Genomic DNA, 18,839 nt, shown 5'->3' with positions numbered 1-18,839 from the left:
GGGCCCGCGCGGCGCGCTGCCCGCCCGTGCTCTCGCCGACCGGTCAGCCCAGGATGCGGCCCGCCCGCAGTTCCAGCCGCCCGCCCGTGAACCGGGCGCGGAAGCCGCGGTCGTGCGAGACCACCACCACCGCTCCCTCGTACGCCGTCAGCGCCTCCTCCAGCTCCTCCACCAGGCTGAGCGCCACATGGTTCGTCGGTTCGTCGAGGATGAGCAGATCGGCGGGACGGGTCACCAGCCTGGCCAGTTCCAGCCTGCGCCGCTGGCCGACCGAGAGCGCCGCGACCGGGACGCCGAGGTCGTCCGGCCGGAACAGCCCGAGGCCCAGCAACTCGTCCGCGTACTCCTCCGGGAGCCCGGGACGGCCCGCCGCGAAGGCCCGCAGCAGCGGGAGCCGGGACGGTACGGCGGGCAACTCCTGGGCGAGATAGCCGATCCGGCCGGTGTGGCGCACCGCGCCGCTGTCCGGGCGCAGTTCACCGGCCAGGACCCGGAGCAGCGTGGTCTTGCCCGCGCCGTTGGGGCCGGTCACCAGCACCCGTTCGCCCGCCTTCACCCGGAGACCGGGCACCGCCAGCCGGTCGCCGACCACCACGTCCTCCAGCTCGGCGACCATTTCCCCGGCGACCACCACTTCCCCGGGAACCACCGCTTCCGCGCCGTCCGCGCCGTCCGCCCGTTCCGCCACATCCGCGCCGACGGACGCGAGGGTGGCCGTGAACCGCAGCGGCTCGGGAGGCGCGGGCACCGGGCTCTCCTGGAGTCGCCACAACCGCTGCCGCGCGGCCCTGACCTGCCCGGACAGCTTCGCCTCGTGCGAGCGGCGGTGCTTGCCGAAGCCCTGGCGCGGGTCCTTGCCGGTGGTCGCGAGCCGCCGGCCGGCCGCCGCTACCAGCTCGTCCGTATCGGCCAGCTCGGCCAGATACTCCAGATGGTCCTGCTCCCAGCGGCGCCGGGCCGCGGCCTTCGCCGTCCGGTAGCCGCCCCAGCCGTCGCCGTACCGGGTCACCGTACGGGTGTCCCGGTCGACCTCCAGGATCGTCGTCGCGATCCGCTCCAGGAACGCCCGGTCATGGGTGACGGCGAGCACCGTCCCGCGATGCGCCCTGAGCTGGTCCTCCAGCCAGGTGCTCGCGCGGAGGTCGAGATGGTTGGTGGGCTCGTCGAGCAGCAGCAGTTCCGGCGCCGATGCCAGGACGCAGGCCAGCGCCAGCCGGGACTGCTCGCCGCCGGAGAGCGAGCCGAGGGTTCGGTCCCGGGCCACCCGGGCGAGCCCGAGGCCATCGAGCGCGGCGTCGACGCGGGCCTCCGCGCGGTAGCCGTCGCGCTCCTCGTACGCCGCCAACAGCTGACCGTACGCGGCCAGTTCGTCGGGACCGGCCTCGCCGAGGGCAGCTTCGGCCGCCGCGATCCGGCGCTCCAGCTCGCGCAGCTCGGCCAGAGCCGCGTCCACGGCGTCCTGGACGGTGTGGCCGGGATCGAGAGCGAGGGTCTGGGCGAGATGGCCGACGCCGCCGGGGAAGCGGACGGTGATCTCACCGTCGTCGGGCCGTTCGGCCCCGGCGAGCAGCCGCAGCAGCGTCGACTTGCCGGAGCCGTTCTCCCCGATGACTCCGGCCTTCTCGCCGGGACGTACGGTCAGCGACACCTGGTCGAGAACCGACCGGTCGCCGTACGCCTTGGACACGTCTTTCATCGCCAATTGGGCGCGTGCGCGCATGCTTCTTCCTGGATTGTCACGCCCTGGTGCAGGGCTGAGCAGTGTCGGACCTGGGGAGCGGGTCCGGAATCAGAGGAAGAAGTAGTGCGTGAACATGCCGTCCACTGTAGCCGCGCCTTTCGGCGCGGCCCAGGGGATTTACGCGTACCGACGGGGCGCCTGTGCCGTCACGGGCTGCCGACCGTCAGCGGTTGCCGACGGTCAGCGGTTGCGGCCGGTCAGCGGTTGCGGAGCGGTTGCGGACGGTCAGCGGTTGCGGACGGTCACGGGCTGCCGACCGTCACGGGTTGCCCACCAGCTGGACCGGTCCGTTCAGGGTGTTCGGGGTGCAGCCCGGTCCCGACAGGGTCAGCGCCCGCTTGGTGTCGACCACGGAGAGCGGACCGGTCAGCGAGGTCCCGCACAGCTGGACGGTGTGGGCACCGACCGCTTGGACGGGCCCGGTGATGTCCGCGCCCGTCGCCACCAGGCTCGCGCCCGCGCCGACCACGACGGGGCCGGTCTGCCGCGTGCCGTTCAGACAGAGGACGCCCGAGGAGACGACCAGCGGGCCCGTGTGCTTGTCGGTCAGTGTCTTCGTGCAGGCGGGCGCGGCCGAAATCCGGCTACGGAAGTCCAGCGCGTACGCGAGCTTGCCGGGCTTCGCGTCCGAGATCGGGGCGCTCAGCTTGCCGAACTCACCGCCGGTCGGCTTCTTCCCGTCGTTCCACTCCGCCATCCGGCCCAGCTCGTCGGCGGTGCGGCCGTCGGCGATGACGGTGTCACCGGCCGTGCCCGAGATGGCCTCGGAGGCGGTGCGGACCGCGGTCAGATAGGAGGCGGGGGAGTCGAGGTCGTACGAGTCGAGGTTCACGCGGTCCCGCAGCCAGGTGCCCCACTGGAACTCCAGGTACTCCGCCGCGGACTCGGGAGCCTCGTAACCGATGTCGCGCGTGAGGTAGACGAGGCTGCGGTAGCGGTCGTCATGGAAGTTGGCCAGGCCGAGGCGCCGCGGGAGCTGGTCCGTGGTGATGGGATTGTTGTTCTCGTCGCGCAGCCAGACCCACTTCTTCTCCCGCATGGTCTGCCAGAAGGCGGCGGGCGACAGGTCGCTGAGGTTGCCGGCGACGCGCAGCCGGATGTGCGTCTCCGGACCGCCGTCGGGCGTTTCGAGGAAGGACGTCAGGCTGTGGTGTCCGTCGGTGAGATACAGCTCGCCGCCGGGGCCGATGACGACCGTCTTCATCGCGGCGCGCGTCTCGTCCGTCTCCTGGCCGACCGGGACGGTGCAGGTGAAGCTGGTGGGGTCGGAGAGCGTGGCGCCCGGCGACACCGTCGCCGCCTCCTCCTGGCCGTTGGTCTCGCACCAGTCGTCGAAGCGCTTGTTGAAGTCGCCGTTCTGCTCGTCCTTGGGGCTGCTGTAGCGGCCGAGCTTGTAGTAGATCTGGTCGAAGCCCAGGGAGGGCTGGGTGGGGCGCAGTTGGTCCAGGGTGACGTCGAGGAGGTCACCGGCCTCGGCCTTGAGGGCGGCGCTCTTGGCTCCCGCGCCCGCACCTGTCGCCGCTCCCGCTCCGGCAGTGCCGGTCGTGGCCGTCGGGGTGGCGCTGACGGGGGAGCCGCTCGCGACGACACCGCCCAACGCGAACGCACCCGCGGCCAGTCCGGCGGCCAGGCCGCGCGCCGCGCCGCCGGGGCGCCCGCCGGCCCGTGCGGGGCGGTGGCTGTCTGGCTGGTGCTGCCTACGGGCTGAGCCGGTCATACGGTCTCCAGTCGGTGTGCTCGCGGGACCGCGCTTCCTGCGGAGGCGTGGGGGGTCGCGCATATCCACTCACTTCTCCCAGTACTGTCCGGCGACTTTCGGCCGACGGGCAGGTGTCGGGCGGGTGAACGGTGGTGCCGGGGTGGGGTGTTGCGGCGCCGCTCCGGTATGGCGCCGCTCCGGTGTGGCGCCGTCCACGCGCCGGTCCACGCGCCGGTTCAGCGCCTGGGCCCCGCCAGCGCGTAGAGCAGCCCGCCGCCCGCCGCGAGAGTGAACGCCGTCCAGCCGGCGGCGGTCGTACCGGACGGCTGGAGCAGCCATGTCGCGACCTGGGACGCCACCCCGCCCGTGGGCGGTACGAACAGCGCCACCGCGCACCAGCCGAAGGGCAGGGTCCAGGCGTACCGGCCGCCCCACAGCGCCGCCCCGATCGCGGCGAGCCCCGCCGACCCGGCGCTGTTCCGTACGAGAGCCCCGGCCCGCACCGGCTCGTCAGCGGCGGTCAGGAGGGCGAGCAGCAACGCCCCGGCGAGCACCCCGACGAGCAGTACGTGTGCCGCGCGCCGGGGTGCCCAGCGGATCGCCGCCGTACGGTCGAGCGCGCGGTCCTGCCCGCTCAGGCCGACCGCGGCCGCCGCCACCACGGAGGTCAGCAGCAGAATCTGGGTCCTCGGATCACCGGACCCGGTGCCCCAGGTGAGTGACCAGGTGGCGACGGTGGCGATCAGAGCGGCGGCGAGCGACGCGGGGACCTGGCGGGAGCGCGCGTACAGCGTCAGCCAGCGGGTGGACGGTCGATGGGTGGACGGCCATCGGCCGGACGGTCGATGGGTGGACGGTCGACGGGTGGGGGCCGTGGTGGGGTCCGCCGCCCGTCGTTCCGTCCGCTGCCGTGTCACCGAGGACCGCCGTCCTTCAGTACGTCCAGCAGGTCACCGTCGCAGGAGAGCGCGGCGGTCCGCAGCGCCGTGATCCGCTCGCGCTGTACGTCGGGCGGCAGGGCGCGCAGCGCGTCCCAGGCGGGCCCTGCCAGTGCGTCGGCGTCCGCGCGCAGCCCGGCGGTGCCGCGCAGGGGCTTCAGATCACCGGTGAACCAGGCGGCGGCCACCGTCCGCGCGGCCAGTTCGCGTACGACCTTGGTCTCGTCGTAGGCCCGCAGTTGCTCCTTGGTCGCGTCGCTCATGTCCGCGTCGAGACAGGGCGCCGTGCCGGCGCCCGCCAGCAGGGCGCGGGTGTACTCGTCCTTCGTCGCGCCGTCGAGAGCCTGGACGTCGAAGTCGACGGGTAGGGCGTCGGCAGGCCGGGACGGCTCCTTGTCCCTGGGCCACGGATCGACGCTCTCGCGCACCGCCGACGGCGGGTCGGGCAGCCGCCCCAGCAGCCGCAGGGCCTCCTCGCCGGGTCCCTTGAGCGCGGCCAGCCGGGGTTCGTGCAGCTTCGTCACGCAGACACGGCCCTCGCACACCAGCGCCGTCGCCGCCTTGTCGATGGTGTAGTCGCGCGCGGAGTCGGCGGGCAGGAGCGGCACCGCGACGGCCGCGCCCACCACCACGGGCAGCAGCGCGAGCAGCCGGGCGCGCCGCTTCCCGGCCACGAGCAGGAGGAACCCGGTGGCCGCCAGTCCGAGCAGCCAGATCGTCTGTCCCGCGTGGACGCGCCACGTGACGGTCAGGAACGTGCTGTACACCTGGGAGAGCGCGGGGGAGAGGAGCACGATCCGGTTCGGCATGATGCCGCCGGTGACCGTCTCGTGCACGGCCAGCACCGCCGTCAGGGATCCCAGCGCGAGCACCGGCGGAGTCAGCGCGGACGGTACGGTCCTGGCGACCCCCATGCCCAGCAGAGCACCCGCGACCAGCGCCAGCGCCCCGACCGCCAGGATCGGCAGCCAGCCGAGATGGACGTAACCGTCGTTGCCGAGCACCCGTACCCCGCCGTAGAGGAACACCAGCGCGTAGGCGGCGGTCAGCGTGAGCGCGAACGCGCCCGCGGTGGTGGTGGCGCGGTGCCACGCGGGGCGCGGTGTGGTCGCGATGAGTTCGGACGTACCGGAGCGGCGGTCCCGTATCCCGTGCACCGCCCCGGCGGTGACCGCCAGGGGCCACAGGAGCACGATCGCGAACCGTGCCCACCAGGCGGTGGAGGTCCACTGCTGTGTCCAGCTCTCGGCGCCCTTCCACCACGGTCCGCCGACCAGTTGGAGGAGGGCGAGCGCGACGACCAGGAGCAGGACGCCAGCCAACGGGGCGGCGGAGCGCCGGAGTTCGATGCGCAGGATCCGGCCCTTCCGAGGTACGCGCACGGATCGTGCGGGAGCCTCGGGCCGCGAAGGGGGCTCGGGCCGCGCGGGCGGCTTGGGACTCACGGAAGCCTCCGGGTTCACCACGTACCTCTTCCCGGCTCGGAGCGCATGAGCAGCGCCGCGTAACCACGCTCGATGGGGCTGTCGCCCGGGTGCTCGGCGCCGCCCGCGTCGGCGAGCTGTTCCGGGGTGCCCCGGAACACCAGCGCGCCGTCCGCGATGAGCACCACGTCCGTGCAGGCAGCCGCGACGTCCTCGACCAGATGCGTGGAGACGACCACGCAGCTGTCCGAGCCGAGTTGGTGCAGCAGCTCGCGGAAGCGCAGCCGCTGCGCCGGGTCGAGCCCGGCCGTCGGCTCGTCGAGCAGCAGGATCCGTGGATCGTTGACGATCGCCTGCGCGATCCCGGCGCGCCGCACCATGCCGCCGGAGAGGGTCTTCATACGGTCGTCGGCGCGATCCGCGAGGCCCACGCGCTCGATGGCACGCTGGACCGCCCCGGGGATCTCCTCGCGGGGCATCTCCTTCAGCCACGCCATGTACTCGACGAACTCGCGGACGGTGAAGCGCCGGTAGTACCCGAACTCCTGCGGCAGATAACCGATACGGCGGCGCAGCTCGCGCCGGCCGGTCTGCGCGTCGGCGGGCGTGCCCAGCAGTTCGAGGGCGCCCTCGGCGGGCCGGAGGACGGTGGCGAGCGCGCGGATGAGGGTGGTCTTGCCGGCGCCGTTGGGCCCGAGCAGACCGTGGACTCCGGTGCCGAGGTCCAGATCGAGACCGTTGACGGCCATCTTGCGGCCGCCGGTCCGTACCCGCAGTCCTTCGGCCCGGATCTCCCAGGCGTAGGTCTTCGGCGCCACTTCGGCGGCGGTCACACCGCGCGTCATGTCGTCACCACTTCGGTCATGGGGAAAGCCCTTTCGGGTATGCGTACGTGGATATGAGGGAGTGTGTGGGGCGGTGTGCGACTGTTTGTGGCTGTGTGCGGCTGCTTGTGGTGCTCTGTGCGGCCGTCTCAGCGGTGGACGCCGAGGAGGGTGTACGCGCCTCGGCGGGCGATCACGACCACCACACCGAGGGCGAAGACGGCGCCCCATACGGGCAGGGAGTCCGTGTGGAGGGCCACGGGCGTACGGCTCATGGCCACCGTCGGCGTCACGATCACCGCGGCCCAGACCGCCACCAGCCCGATCGCGGCCCGTGTCACCCCGATCAGCCCGCCGAGCGCGAGCGCGCCGGTGGTGAACGCCAGACAGGGCAGCAGCCACTGCGCGACGCCGGCGCCGGTCACCCAACCGGCCACCAGCAGCGCGGAGATCACCACGACGAGTACGGATGTCGTGCGCCGGAGCACCAGTTGGAGCCCGGCGCGCGGAGTGCCCGCGATGAGTTCGTACGCCGGATCGAGGCCGCGCGCCCACGAGGCGGCGACACCGAACACGGGCAGTACGGGGGCCAGCAGCAGCACGAAGGAGACGCCATGGCTGTTCAGGCTGTCGAGGATCACGGCGATCAGGGTGACGAGGACGGTCATGCACATCCACGGCACCATCACCGGTGAGGCCCAGATGGAGAGCGGCGGGGCCCACCGGCGGAGTCGTGGCATCGGCGCGATCGCCGGGAGCTGTGGTGTCAGCCCGGCCCAGACTCCGTCGACCAGCGCGGTCACGGCCGGGGTGGCGTCGCGGGTGGCCGCGGCGAGGCGTGCGCGGCAGCGCGCACAGGACTCCAGATGGGCTTCGAGCGCCCAGACCTCGTCGTGCGCGATGCCGGCGCCGCTCGCCCCGCCCCCCTGTGCGGCTTCCGTACCGTCCGTATCTTCCGTATCGCCTCGCGCGTACCGGCCGATGAGCCGCTCCGACGGGTGTTCCACCTGGTACTCCGCGCTCATGACAGCGCCTCCCGCATCGCTCTCCGCGCCCGCCGGGCACGGGTCTTGACGGTTCCTTCCGGCACCCCGAGCAGTACGGAGGTCTCCCGTACGGTCATCCCGTCGAGCACCATGGCCCGCAGCACGTCGCGCAGTTCGGGGGCGAGCCGCCGCAGCGCGTCGCCGACCTCCCCGCCGACCGCCGCCGCCAGCGCCTCGTCCTCGGCGGCGGGCGCGACGGCCGGCCTGGTGGCGTCGGCGGTCACGGCGGCGGGAAGCCGGGCCTGGTGCGCGCGCCTGCGGAAGGCGTCGACGAGCCGGCGCGCCGCGATCGTCCACAGCCACCCGACGGCGCTGCCGCCGACCGCGGCCCCCGCGAACGCGCTCGCGGCGCGCCATACCGCCAGATACGTCTCCTGCATGACCTCGGCGACGATCTGCTCGTCGGCGCACCGCCGGCGCAACCGCACCGCCAGCCACGGCGCCGTACGCCGGTAGAGCTCCTCGAACGCGGCGCGGTCGCCCTTGGCGACGAGCCTGACGAGTCTTTCCTCGTCAAGCTCCGCCGGTGTCTTCCCGCTGAATCCCACACCGGCTAGACGTACGGGGTCGGCGTGAGGTTTTCCATCCGGTGTGCCCTGCGTCACATTCCGGCGGGGCTGTCACCCGGCACTACCCGCGGAACGCGGGGTGCTCAGGAACGGGGCCGGAGCCGGTGTATGCGGTCCAGGTCGCCCGCGAGCAGATCGTCGTGCGTGATGGCGAAGTCGCCGTTGGGGAGGGAACAGCCGCCGAAGTAGGACCCCATGACGGTGTCCGGCAGATACTGCCGCAGCTGGTGGCGTATCCCGGGCGGATAGTCGACGGCCTCCCCCCAGCCCTCCGGCGCCTCGTCGGTGCCGAGCAGCACCCAATGGTCCACGGGAACATCGGCGTTGAGGTCGGGCGGCTCGCCGGTGTGACAGTCCAGCGCGGGCAGCGTCAGCCGGTCGGGGGCCGTCGGCCGGTACCACATCAGCAGCGGCTTCGCCCGCTCCGCCTCCGCGTTGTCGAAGCAGCACACGACGATGGAATGGCCGGGGTAGTGGGCCGCGTAGAACTCCAGCAGGAGCGGATTGAGGCGCGGCCGTCTGCGTAACGGCACCTGTATCAGGGCGGATTCGAGGAGTGTCGGATCGGTGGCGAGCAGCACCGTATAGATGTCGTGGTCGAACACCTCGACCCGCTGGCCGGAGTCCCACCCCAGCCACGCCCTCCCGCCCCGCCCCGCGGCGGGTACCGGCCGTACGGCGTCGACCATCCGGCTGAGCACGTCAGGACCGCGCGCCGCCGAGAGGAAGTTCTCCCGGGACATCTGCCGCGCGGGCAGATGCAGCAGCACGGCGCCGGGCCCGGCGGCGGGAGCGGCCGTGGTGCTCTGGTACCCGAGGACATGAATCAGCCCGTGCGCCGCGTGATGCAGCCGCCCGGCGTACAGGGTGGTGCCTGAGAACTCCGCCTGGTCCATCGAGACGCCCATGGGCTCAAGTTATCCGCCGGGATGGGGGGCGTGAAGTGGGCGGGAGCCCACGGCGGCCGGCGCGGTACGCGCCGGTCACCGGCAGCTGTTCCGGTCTGCTGTGCGAGGCGCGCTTGGCCACGCGCGGGGACGACACCGCCCGGTCGCCCGCCGGGGCCGGGGCGACGGCGGCCCCGGCCCTGATGGAGCGAAGTCACCCCCGCTCACCGCGTTGTGATCGTGCTTCGGCCCCGTCGAGGGCGGGTGCGAGTGGTGCGAGCGCGGTGCGGAGCAGGTCGGGCAGTGAGCCGGCCGGGACGATGAGCACCCCGGTCCCGGGGGACGCGGCGGCCGGCCGCACCCATCGTTCGAGCGCGACACGAACCGCGGCGGCCACGCTCGCCGCGAGCACGCGGGCGGTGTACGGGTCGGTATCGCCGAGGCGGTCGGCGATCGCGTCGGCGAGGGGATGTTCCATCGAGGTGGCCGTGTCGACGAACGTGTCGCGCAGCGTCGGACTGGTGGTGATCAGCAGCAGCACGTCGCGGTCGCGTTCACCCGGGTCGGTGTACTGCTCCACGATCGCGTCGACGACGGCATCGGCGAGCCGGCCGTCGGCGGGCCGGGCGGCCACCGCTGCCGCCACCCGGGATTCCCGTTCGGCGGTGATGGCGGCGACGATCGCCTGGTCACGACTGGAGAAGTAGTTGTTGTAGGTGCGTGGCGAGACCCCGGCAGCTTCCGCGATGTCGTCGACGCGAACGTTGTCCGGCCCACGCTCCAGGGCCAACCGCAGCGCCGCCTCGCGCAACGCCACCCGGGTGGCCTGCTTCTTCCGCTCGCGCAACCCGGTTCGTCGTGTCGTCACCACCGCAGCATCCCATCTTCCATGCGCGCGCGCAAACTTGCGTGCACGCATTTTTTGCGCCTACTCTCGAACCCTCGTACCCGGCAGGAAGGACCAGACCCATGCGTGCCAAGGGCATCAGCTACGACACCGGCTTCGTCCGCGACGGAGAGATCTCCCGTGAGCGCTTCGACCCGGACGTGGTCAAGCGCGAGCTGGGCGTCATCCGTGACGACCTGCACTGCACCGCGGTCCGCGTCATCGGCGGTGATCCGGAGCGGCTGGAGCTGGCCGCGACCTGCGCCGCCGACCTCGGCCTGGAGGTCTGGTTCTCGCCCTACCCGCTTGAGCTGGGCACCGAGCAGATGCTCGCGCTGTTCGCCGACTGTGCCGAGCGGGCGGAGCGGCTGCGGCAGCGGGGAGCCGACATCGTGTTCGTCGCCGGGGCCGAGCTGTGCCTGATGAACAAGGGGTTCCTGCCCGGCGACACCCAGGACGACCGGCTTGAGCTACTGCTGAACCAGCGGGAGCGCCTGCACGAGCTGGTCGGCGAACTCGGCGCACAGGTCAACGACTTCCTCGGCAAGGCCGTGCCCCTCGTGCGCGAGCACTTCGGCGGCAGGGTCACCTACGCCGCCATACCGCTCGAACGCGTCGACTGGACCCTGTTCGACATCGTGTCCATGGACCTGTACCGGTCGGCCGAGGTCGCCGACCGGTTCACCGAGGGCGTGCGCACCCTCGTCGCACAGGGAAAGCCGGTCGCGATCACCGAGTTCGGCACCGCTGCCTATCGCGGTGCGGGTGACCTGGGCGGTCGCTTCATGGAGATCGTCGAGAACGACAAGAACACCGGCGCGCCCATCCGGCTCAACGGCGCATACATCCGCGACGAGGCCGGCCAGGCCACCTACCTGCGCGAGCTGCTGGAGATCTACGACGCCGCGGGCGTCGACAGCACCTTCGCGTTCCTCTTCGCGCTCGGCAACTTCCCCCACCGCCCCGACGGCGATCCCCATGACGACCTCGACCTGGCCAGCCCCGGCATCGTCAAGGTCCTCGACAACCGCCAGGGCGACACCTATCCCGACATGCCCTGGGAACCGAAAGCCGCGTTCACCGCGCTGGCCGACTACTACCGCGCCTGACCGCGTCACGCGGATCTCGACGAAGACGAAAGGGCCTGAAGAGGAACCAACCTCTTCAGGCCCTTTCAGGCCCTTTCAGGCACTTTCGGTCGCCCGGACGATGTCACTCGATCGAGTGTGGAGCCCGACGTCCTCGGGTCACTCGCCGGACGAGACCGCGGCCACGCCGATCGGGCAGGAGACGCCCGTGCCTCCGAGGCCGCAGTAGCCCGCCGGGTTCTTGTCCAGGTACTGCTGGTGCTCGGCCTCCGCCGGGTAGAAGGTGCGGCCTTCCGCCGGGAGGATTTCCGTGGTGATCGTGCCGTAGCCGTTGCCCGTCAGGACCTTCTGGTAGGCCGCGCGGGAGGATTCCGCCGCTTCGGCCTGGGCCGGGGTGTGCGTGTGGATCGCCGAGCGGTACTGCGTGCCGACGTCGTTGCCCTGGCGGAAGCCCTGGGTCGGGTTGTGGGACTCCCAGAAGAGCTTCAGCAGGTCGGCGTACGAGACGACCTTGGGGTCGTAGACCACGCGGACCGCTTCGGTGTGGCCCGTCAGGCCGGAGCAGACCTCTTCGTAGGTGGGGTTCGGCGTGGAGCCGCCCTGGTAGCCGACCAGAGTGGTCCAGACGCCTTCCTTCTGCCAGAACGTGCGCTCCGCGCCCCAGAAACAGCCGAGGCCGAAGTCGGCGATCTCCAGGCCCTGCGGGTACGGGCCCAGCAACGGGTTGCCGAGGACCGTGTGGCGGGAGGGGACCGCGAACGTGGGCTCCGGGCGGCCGCGCAGGGCCTGCTCGGGGGTGGGGAGCTCGGGGGTGCGGCGCAGGAACATGGCTCTCCTCAAGTGTTGGGGTCCTGTCTTGAGGAACGTATGAGGGGTCCCGGACATTCCGGGGCCCGGCGGCTCAGCGCGGCAGCGTCGCCGGGCTGCCGCCGTTCGCCTCGTACCCTGCCACCGCCAGCGCGCGGTACACCGTGTACTCCGCCGCCGGGTCGCCGTCGTGCGTCCACGGCAGCGCCCCGACATGGCCGTCCACCCGGACCAGCTGGTTCATCGTCTCGGCCCAGCGCTCGGAGCGTACGAGGAAGAGGATCAGCAGATGCCGTACGTGCGGGAGCATCGGGTCGTCCTGCCGGGCCGCGTGGACCGCGAAGAGCGCTCCCTCCACCGCCTTCGTGACCACCGCGCTCTGGTAGAAGCCCTGCACGAGATTGACCTCGGGGAGGTGCTCGAACACCGCGAACAGCGGCAGCGCCGCCAGCAGTGAGCCCCGTGGCGCGCGTGCCGCGGCGGCGGTCGCGAACCGGTCGGCCTCGTCGCGGGAGCCGTGCCACTTCTCGCACCAGTAGTGCAGGGCCGCCAGATGCGCCCCCATGTGCGCCGGAGCGCGGTCGATCACCTTCGCCCACAGCTGGTCGAACCGCTCGGGGGAGTAGCCGAGTCCACGGGCCACGGCCAGCTCGATGATGTACGGCACGGGGTCACCGGGCGCCAGCAGGGCCGCCTCGCCGCACACCGTACGGGCCTCCTCCAGGATGATCCGGAACTCATCGGTCCCGGCGGCCGAGGACCGCCACGCCTGCTGCACCAGGAACTCCGCGTGCACCGCCGCCCCGCCCGCGTCCTTGGGCGACTCCGCGCGCCAGGCACGCAGCCACGCGCCGCCCGCCGGGCGCTGTCCTTCCGGTGCCGGCGCGCCCGCCGACGCCGCCTGGAGCTCCAGCGAGGCCGCCCCGGCGAACGCCTGCACGCGCTGCCAGCGCACCTCGCCCTCCTTCGCGGTGCCCGCGAGCAGCTGCGCGGCGGCCCGCCAGTCCTGCGTGCGCTGCACGACGTCGAGTACGTCCAGGAGGTCCTGGTCGGGACCCGGCAGCCGGACGTCCAGCGCCTCCTGCCGTACGAAGCCGTACGCGGCCGGGTCGGCGGCATCGGGCGATCCCGGGGCGACCTGGCGGATACCGCCCCTGCTGCGCCGGATGTACGGAACGACGACCGCGGCCAGCAGGCCCATCGCGATCAGGAACCAGAGAATCTCCATGGCCCCATTGTCCCGGATCCCGAACCATGCGAACGCGCCCGCCCCCGCGCCTGTCCGCCCCGCCCCGCCCCGGCCCCCGGCACCCCGAACCGCGCCGCGCCCGAACCACAACGCACCGCACCGCACCACGACCCGCCGCCGGGAGCCGCACCGGCGCTACCCTCAGGACCCATGAGCCACCAGCACTCCAGCGAGCAGCACCACTTCGAGACTCGCGCCATCCACGCGGGCAACACCGCGGACCCCCTCACCGGCGCCGTCGTCCCGCCGATCTACCAGGTGTCCACCTATAAGCAGGACGGCGTCGGCGGCCTGCGCGGCGGTTATGAGTACAGCCGCAGCGCCAACCCCACCCGTACCGCGCTGGAGGAGAACCTCGCGGCCCTGGAAGGCGGCCGGCGCGGGCTCGCCTTCGCGTCCGGGCTCGCCGCCGAGGACTGCCTGCTGCGTACGCTGCTGGCGCCCGGCGACCATGTCGTGATCCCGAACGACGCCTACGGCGGCACCTTCCGGCTCTTCGCCAAGGTCGTTTCCCGCTGGGGCGTGGACTTCTCCGTCGCGGACACCTCGGACCCGGCGGCGGTACAGGCCGCGCTCACCCCGCGTACGAAGGCGATCTGGGTCGAGACCCCCTCGAACCCGCTCCTCAACATCACCGACATCGCCCAACTCGCCGGGATCGCACGCTCGGCCGGGGCGAAGCTCGTCGTCGACAACACCTTCGCCAGCCCTTACCTCCAGCAGCCGCTGGCGCTGGGCGCCGACGTCGTCGTCCACTCGACGACGAAGTACATGGGCGGGCACTCCGACGTCGTCGGCGGCGCGCTGATCGTCGATGACGCGGAGCTGGCCGACGAGCTGACCTTCCACCAGAACGCGATGGGCGCCGTCGCCGGTCCCTTCGACGCGTGGCTGGTGCTGCGCGGCATCAAGACCCTCGCCGTACGGATGGACCGGCACAGCGAGAACGCCACGCGCATCACCGAGATGCTCACCACGCACCCGCGCGTCTCCAAGGTCCTCTACCCGGGGCTGCCCGAGCACCCGGGGCACGAGGTCGCCGCCAAGCAGATGAAGGCGTTCGGCGGAATGATCTCCTTCCAGGTCAAGGACGGCGAGGAGGCGGCGGTCGCGGTCTGCGACCGCGCGAAGCTGTTCACGCTCGGGGAGTCCCTCGGCGGCGTCGAGTCCCTGATCGAGCACCCCGGCCGGATGACGCACGCCTCGGCGGCGGGCTCGGCGCTGGAGGTGCCCTCCGACCTGGTCAGGCTCTCCGTCGGGATCGAGTCCGCCGACGATCTGCTGGCCGATCTCCAGCAGGCGCTGGGCTGAGCTGGGCTGAGCTGAGTTGGGCTGGGCTGGGCCGACTGGGCTGAGCGGCCCTCTCACCGCTGACCGCTGACCGCTGACCGCTGGACCTGGACCGCCGACCGCCGGACCGCCGACCGCTCACCGCCGCTGGAGGCCGACCGGCCGGACCGTCACCAGTCCTCCAGCGGCGGTGTCGTCTCCGCCGGCGGCACCGACCACGGATGTGCGGCCGACGCCCAGACGCCGAACACGACCAGCGCCACGATCAGCAGCGTCCAGAGCACCCGCCGCGCCGTCCGGCGCCTGCGCAGCAGCCGGGCGCCGCGTTCGGTGGCGCGGCGGACGACATCGGCCGGTACGTCGGGACGTACCGGATCCAGCATCATCCGCAGCACCTCCGCCCGCTTCCGGTCGGCGCCCCTCATGGGCCCGCCTCCCGGAGCCCGGACGGACCGGGCCTCGTACGGCGTCCCGGCGACGGCTCCCGCATCGCCGAGATCGCCCGTGCGCAGATCACGCGGACCCGCTCCTGCGGGAGACCGATCAGCGCGGCGGTCTGCTCCTCGGCCAGCCCTTCGAACAGGCGGAGCACCAGCACGACACGTTCCTGCGGGCCGAGCCGCCCGAGCACACCGCTCGGGCGGCGACCGCGCCAGGACAGCTCGCGCCAGGCGGCCTCGCGGGCGAAGCGCAGCACCAGCTCCCGCCGGGCGCGGTCGTACGGATCCTCGCCCTCGTCACCGCTGAGCCGGTCCCACTCCGCGTACGTACGGGACAGCGCCGCGATCAGCAGGCGCTGGGCCCGCGGGGTGGCGCCGGGCGGCTCGCCGGTGAGCAGTACGGCCGCATGCAGAAGCCGGCCGGCCGCGCCCGCGGCGAACGCCTCGAATTCCCGGGCGCGGCGACGATCCAAGGCAGCCCGCCGCTCTCGCACGACCTCAATTGAGGTCGTGCGAGAGCCCAGGGTCAAGAGGGCGTAGCCGCCCCCGGCTCATCCGTACCTTCTGTACCGCCCGTGTCGATCCCACCGCCCGTACCGCCCTCACTGGAAGGCAGCCTGGCCGCCCGCGCCGACAGCGCGCCGTTGAACCGGGTCAGCAGGGTGGTGAAGGAGTCCCGCTCCTCCTCCGTCCAGCCGGCCGTGACCTGCGCCATCAGCTCGCGCCGTGACGAGCGGACCTCTTCGAGCCGGGCCAGTCCGCGCGCCGACAGTTCGAGCACGACCGCGCGGCCGTCCTCTGGATGCGAGGTGCGTTTGACCAGGCCGGTGTCGACCAGCGGCGCGACCTGCCGGGTGACGGTCGAGGAGTCGATGCCCATCCCGGCGGCCAGCGCCTTGACGCCCATCGGGCCTTCCCGGTCGAGCCGGTTGAGCAGCAGATACGCGGCACGGTCCATCGAGTTGCGGACCTGGCCCACACCACCGAGCCGGGTCTGTTCGGCCCGCCGGGCGAAGACGGCCACCTGGTGCTGGAGGGCATCGAGGAGGCCGGCGCCGTCCGAGGGTTCGGACGTCGTCTCCCTGGAGACCGACGCAGCGGAAGTCATGTCCTGAATGGGGGGCATGGCTGGGGCTCTCTCGTGCGGGGGGCGGTTGGTGGGGGACAGAGTACGCGGCGATGGCTTGGACCGTACCTGCACTGCGAAAACCCGATGCCGTACGTGACCCGGGCACGGGTCCGGTGGTGGACACCGACGGCCGCCCGGCCGATGAGCTGCGAGACTGGCTTCCATGAGCTTCGGTACGTCCCGCCCGGTGCCTCGTCCCGCGCACCACCCCTCGCACCCCGTGATGCTCGATGACATCCGAGGGGCCCAGAAGATGCTGTCCGGCGTCGCGCGGATGACCGCCATGGAGGGGAGCAGATATCTGACGCAGCTGGTCGGCGCGCCAGTCCTCTTCAAGTGCGAGAACCTCCAGCGGACCGGCTCGTTCAAGCTGCGCGGCGCCTACGTACGCATCGCCTGCCTCTCCCCGGAGGAGCGCGCGGCGGGCGTCGTCGCGGCCAGCGCGGGCAACCACGCCCAGGGCGTCGCGCTCGCCTCCACCCTTCTCGGGGTCCGGTCCACGGTGTTCATGCCGGTCGGAGCGCCCCTGCCGAAGGTCGCGGCGACCCGCGACTACGGAGCGGAGGTGCGGCTGTACGGACAGGTCGTGGACGAGACACTGGCCGCCGCCCAGGAGTACGCCAGGAACACCGGCGCGGTCTTCATCCATCCCTTCGACCATCCGGACGTCATCGCCGGACAGGGCACGGTCGGCCTGGAGATCCTGGAGCAGTGCCCGGAGGTACGGACGATCGTCGTCGGGATCGGCGGCGGCGGGCTGGCCGCGGGCGTCGCCCTCGCGGTGAAGTCGCTGCGCCCCGACGTCCGGGTGATCGGGGTCCAGGCGGCGGGCGCCGCCTCGTATCCGCCCTCGCTCGCCGCGGGCCGGCCGATGGCGGTCGAGTCACCCCAGACGATGGCGGACGGCATCAAGGTGGGACGCCCCGGCGACATCCCGTTCCAGCTGATCCAGGAGCTGGTCGACGAGGTGCGTACGGTCTCCGAGGACGAGCTGTCCAGCGCCCTGCTGCTCTGTCTGGAGCGGGCGAAACTGGTGGTGGAACCGGCCGGAGCGAGCCCGGTGGCCGCGCTCCTCAGCGACCCCGGCTCCTTCCACGGCCCGGTGGTCGCGCTGCTCTCCGGCGGCAATGTCGACCCCGTGCTGATGCAGCGGATCCTGCGCCACGGCATGGCGGCGGCCGGGCGCTATCTGAGTCTGCGGCTGCGAGTGACGGACAGGCCGGGCGCGCTGGCGACGATGCTCGGGGTGCTGTCGGTCGCCGACGCCAATGTGCTCGATGTGAGCCATGTACGGACCGATCCGCGGCTCGGGCTGACCGAGGCGGACGTGGAAGTGCATCTGGAGACCAAGGGGCCCGCGCACTGCACGGAGGTGGCGGCGGCGCTGCGGAAGGCGGGCTACACGATTCTGGACTGAGGCCCGCGGCTCTGGACCGAGGCCCGCGGCGCCGGGGCGCCGGGCGACCGAGCACCGCCCGCCGCTGAGGCCCGGCTCGGATCCGGCCAGATCCGGTCGGATACGTACCGGTCCGATCCGGTCAGCGTAAAGGCCGGTACACCCGTGGGTGTACCGGCCCCGGCTCAGCCCTGGTAGGGCTTGGCTTCGAGGATCTTCACGGAGGCGGTCCTGCCGTTGGGCAGCTCGTACTCCGCGTTCTCACCGACCCTCTTGCCGTGTACACCGCTGCCCAGTGGGGACTGCGGCGAGTAGGTCTCGATGTCCGAGCTGGCGTATTCACGCGAGGCCAGCAGGAAGTCCAGGGTGTCGTCCGGATCTCCGTCGAAGGCGATCGTCACGACCATGCCGGGCTCGACGATCCCGTCGTCCGCCGGGGCCTCGCCGACCTTCGCGTTCTGCAGGAGCTGGGTCAGCTGGCGCACTCGGAGCTCCTGCTTGCCCTGCTCCTCCTTGGCCGCGTGGTACCCGCCGTTCTCCCGCAGATCGCCCTCTTCACGGGCCGCCGCGATCTTCATAGAGATCTCCGTGCGCGCGGGACCAGACAGGTACTCCAGCTCGGTCTTCAGCTGGTTGTACGCCTCCTGGGTGAGCCAGGTGACGTTCTCACTGGTCTGGGTCACAGGTGCTCCTCGTAGGTACCGGGAATACAAAGCAACGCCCTACCCAAGAAGATTGTGCCTTCTCGGTTGGGCGAAACCACGAGCCTAACAATTTCGTGGCGCGAGGGGGAGGACGAATGCCGTCAGAATTACATCAGCCCAGGTCAGCGCGGGCTTCGTCGACACAGGCGGCGGGTCACCGCGCTCGTGTCGCCCGCTCCCGGCGCCTGGAAGGGCCGCCTGGAAGGCCGAGGCGCCCGGGACCGGCTCAGTCCGATGTACAGCCCACCAGCTCGGTACTGGTCGCGCTGTCCGTGGTACGCACCGTGACGACCCGGTCGATCCGCGTCTCGCCCGCGGCGAAGCGCACGTCCAGCCGGCCGACCTCCGCGCCGCTCTCCGCGAGGGAGCGCAACGTACAGCTGCCGGTGGCGTCCCGGTCCTTGCGGACCTCCAGATGCGCCTCGACCGCGGTGGCGGAAACCCGCTTGAACTTGATGAGCTCACCGGAGACACTCCGGTCGACCACGTAGTGATAGCCGAACCAGCCGATCAGACCGATCAGCGCGACGCCGAGCACCGCGCCGACGACCTTCAGACCACGGTCCGCGCGCTGGTCCGCCGAGCGGCCGTAGCGGCCCCGGGGAGGCTCCTCGCGCACCGCGGCCATGATCGTTCCTTTCGGAGTCGGGCGACCCGGAATTTCCGTCCCCCGATATCCGTCACTATAGAAGCCGTCCGATGCGACACATCACTGAGGATCG

19 protein-coding genes are annotated in these 18,839 nt (G+C 72.0%); 3 read left to right on the top strand and 16 right to left on the bottom strand.

Features of this window, described 5'->3' with window-relative positions; genetic code table 11:
• Window positions 1-43: 43 nt before the first annotated feature.
• The 9 genes from ACIRQP_RS27425 to ACIRQP_RS27385 all read right to left on the bottom strand — a co-directional run bounded on the left by ACIRQP_RS27425 (window position 44) and on the right by ACIRQP_RS27385 (window position 9,996).
• Entirely contained in the window at window positions 44-1,720 is a 1,677-nt protein-coding gene (locus tag ACIRQP_RS27425; protein ID WP_403893923.1) for an ABC-F family ATP-binding cassette domain-containing protein, read from the bottom strand.
• Window positions 1,721-2,000: 280 nt separating this feature from the next.
• Window positions 2,001-3,458, bottom strand: a complete 1,458-nt coding sequence (locus tag ACIRQP_RS27420) for a ParB/Srx family N-terminal domain-containing protein (RefSeq protein WP_403893921.1) — start codon at window positions 3,456-3,458, stop codon at window positions 2,001-2,003.
• A 218-nt stretch (window positions 3,459-3,676) separates the two neighbouring features.
• Entirely contained in the window at window positions 3,677-4,237 is a 561-nt protein-coding gene (locus tag ACIRQP_RS27415) for a hypothetical protein (RefSeq protein WP_403894113.1), read from the bottom strand.
• A gap of 116 nt (window positions 4,238-4,353) precedes the next feature.
• Window positions 4,354-5,760, bottom strand: coding sequence for a hypothetical protein (locus ACIRQP_RS27410; RefSeq protein ID WP_403893919.1), 1,407 nt, complete (start codon window positions 5,758-5,760; stop codon window positions 4,354-4,356).
• Between the two features lie 77 nt (window positions 5,761-5,837).
• Entirely contained in the window at window positions 5,838-6,647 is an 810-nt protein-coding gene (locus ACIRQP_RS27405; protein WP_403893917.1) for an ABC transporter ATP-binding protein, read from the bottom strand.
• A 128-nt stretch (window positions 6,648-6,775) separates the two neighbouring features.
• Window positions 6,776-7,651 carry a zf-HC2 domain-containing protein gene (locus ACIRQP_RS27400; RefSeq protein ID WP_403893915.1) on the bottom strand — a complete coding sequence of 292 codons (876 nt, stop codon included), beginning with the start codon at window positions 7,649-7,651 and terminating at the stop codon, window positions 6,776-6,778.
• Complete coding sequence (locus ACIRQP_RS27395; RefSeq protein WP_403893913.1) at window positions 7,648-8,220, bottom strand: RNA polymerase sigma factor; 573 nt, start codon at window positions 8,218-8,220, stop codon at window positions 7,648-7,650. The genes ACIRQP_RS27400 and ACIRQP_RS27395 overlap by 4 nt, the downstream gene beginning before the upstream one ends.
• A gap of 104 nt (window positions 8,221-8,324) precedes the next feature.
• Entirely contained in the window at window positions 8,325-9,149 is an 825-nt protein-coding gene (locus ACIRQP_RS27390; protein WP_403893911.1) for a hypothetical protein, read from the bottom strand.
• A 193-nt stretch (window positions 9,150-9,342) separates the two neighbouring features.
• A complete protein-coding gene (locus tag ACIRQP_RS27385; RefSeq protein WP_403893909.1) occupies window positions 9,343-9,996 on the bottom strand; it encodes a TetR/AcrR family transcriptional regulator in 654 nt (217 codons plus the stop codon).
• A 101-nt stretch (window positions 9,997-10,097) separates the two neighbouring features.
• Here ACIRQP_RS27385 and ACIRQP_RS27380 point away from each other — a divergent pair, with 101 nt between their 5' ends.
• Entirely contained in the window at window positions 10,098-11,123 is a 1,026-nt protein-coding gene (locus ACIRQP_RS27380) for a hypothetical protein (protein ID WP_403893907.1), read from the top strand.
• A 138-nt stretch (window positions 11,124-11,261) separates the two neighbouring features.
• On the opposite strand, the gene msrA is transcribed toward ACIRQP_RS27380, so the two are convergent.
• Both msrA and ACIRQP_RS27370 read right to left on the bottom strand, forming a co-directional pair.
• A complete protein-coding gene (gene msrA, locus ACIRQP_RS27375; RefSeq protein ID WP_403893905.1) occupies window positions 11,262-11,930 on the bottom strand; it encodes a peptide-methionine (S)-S-oxide reductase MsrA in 669 nt (222 codons plus the stop codon).
• A gap of 73 nt (window positions 11,931-12,003) precedes the next feature.
• Window positions 12,004-13,137 carry a hypothetical protein gene (locus ACIRQP_RS27370; protein ID WP_403893903.1) on the bottom strand — a complete coding sequence of 378 codons (1,134 nt, stop codon included), beginning with the start codon at window positions 13,135-13,137 and terminating at the stop codon, window positions 12,004-12,006.
• 171 nt (window positions 13,138-13,308) lie between these two features.
• Between ACIRQP_RS27370 and ACIRQP_RS27365 the strand changes: the two genes are divergently transcribed.
• Window positions 13,309-14,469 (top strand): cystathionine gamma-synthase, encoded by a 1,161-nt coding sequence (locus ACIRQP_RS27365; protein WP_403893901.1) that lies wholly within the window; start codon window positions 13,309-13,311, stop codon window positions 14,467-14,469.
• A gap of 149 nt (window positions 14,470-14,618) precedes the next feature.
• On the opposite strand, the gene ACIRQP_RS27360 is transcribed toward ACIRQP_RS27365, so the two are convergent.
• From ACIRQP_RS27360 to ACIRQP_RS27350, 3 genes are read right to left on the bottom strand one after another with little or no spacing between them, the layout of a single operon-like run.
• Window positions 14,619-14,873, bottom strand: a complete 255-nt coding sequence (locus ACIRQP_RS27360) for a hypothetical protein (RefSeq protein ID WP_403893899.1) — start codon at window positions 14,871-14,873, stop codon at window positions 14,619-14,621.
• Window positions 14,870-15,382 (bottom strand): sigma factor-like helix-turn-helix DNA-binding protein, encoded by a 513-nt coding sequence (locus ACIRQP_RS27355; protein WP_403893897.1) that lies wholly within the window; start codon window positions 15,380-15,382, stop codon window positions 14,870-14,872. Before ACIRQP_RS27355 ends, ACIRQP_RS27360 begins: the two co-directional genes overlap by 4 nt.
• Before the next feature lie 32 nt (window positions 15,383-15,414).
• Window positions 15,415-16,014, bottom strand: a complete 600-nt coding sequence (locus ACIRQP_RS27350) for a MarR family winged helix-turn-helix transcriptional regulator (protein ID WP_403893895.1) — start codon at window positions 16,012-16,014, stop codon at window positions 15,415-15,417.
• 166 nt (window positions 16,015-16,180) lie between these two features.
• Between ACIRQP_RS27350 and ilvA the strand changes: the two genes are divergently transcribed.
• Window positions 16,181-17,434 carry a threonine ammonia-lyase gene (ilvA, locus tag ACIRQP_RS27345; protein ID WP_403893893.1) on the top strand — a complete coding sequence of 418 codons (1,254 nt, stop codon included), beginning with the start codon at window positions 16,181-16,183 and terminating at the stop codon, window positions 17,432-17,434.
• Between the two features lie 164 nt (window positions 17,435-17,598).
• On the opposite strand, the gene greA is transcribed toward ilvA, so the two are convergent.
• Together greA and ACIRQP_RS27335 are read right to left on the bottom strand one after the other, a co-directional pair.
• Window positions 17,599-18,096: a transcription elongation factor GreA gene (greA, locus tag ACIRQP_RS27340; protein ID WP_403893891.1), complete on the bottom strand. Its 498-nt coding sequence runs from the start codon at window positions 18,094-18,096 to the stop codon at window positions 17,599-17,601.
• Between the two features lie 247 nt (window positions 18,097-18,343).
• The gene (locus tag ACIRQP_RS27335) at window positions 18,344-18,745 is read right to left on the bottom strand and encodes a DUF4307 domain-containing protein (RefSeq protein WP_403893889.1); all 402 of its coding nucleotides are present in this window, start codon (window positions 18,743-18,745) and stop codon (window positions 18,344-18,346) included.
• Between the last annotated feature and the right edge of the window lie 94 nt (window positions 18,746-18,839).

This window comes from Streptomyces sp. NPDC102274 (assembly GCF_044766385.1).
In the GTDB taxonomy this organism is placed as follows: domain Bacteria; phylum Actinomycetota; class Actinomycetes; order Streptomycetales; family Streptomycetaceae; genus Streptomyces.
This window is presented reverse-complemented; position numbering and strand designations above follow the sequence as displayed.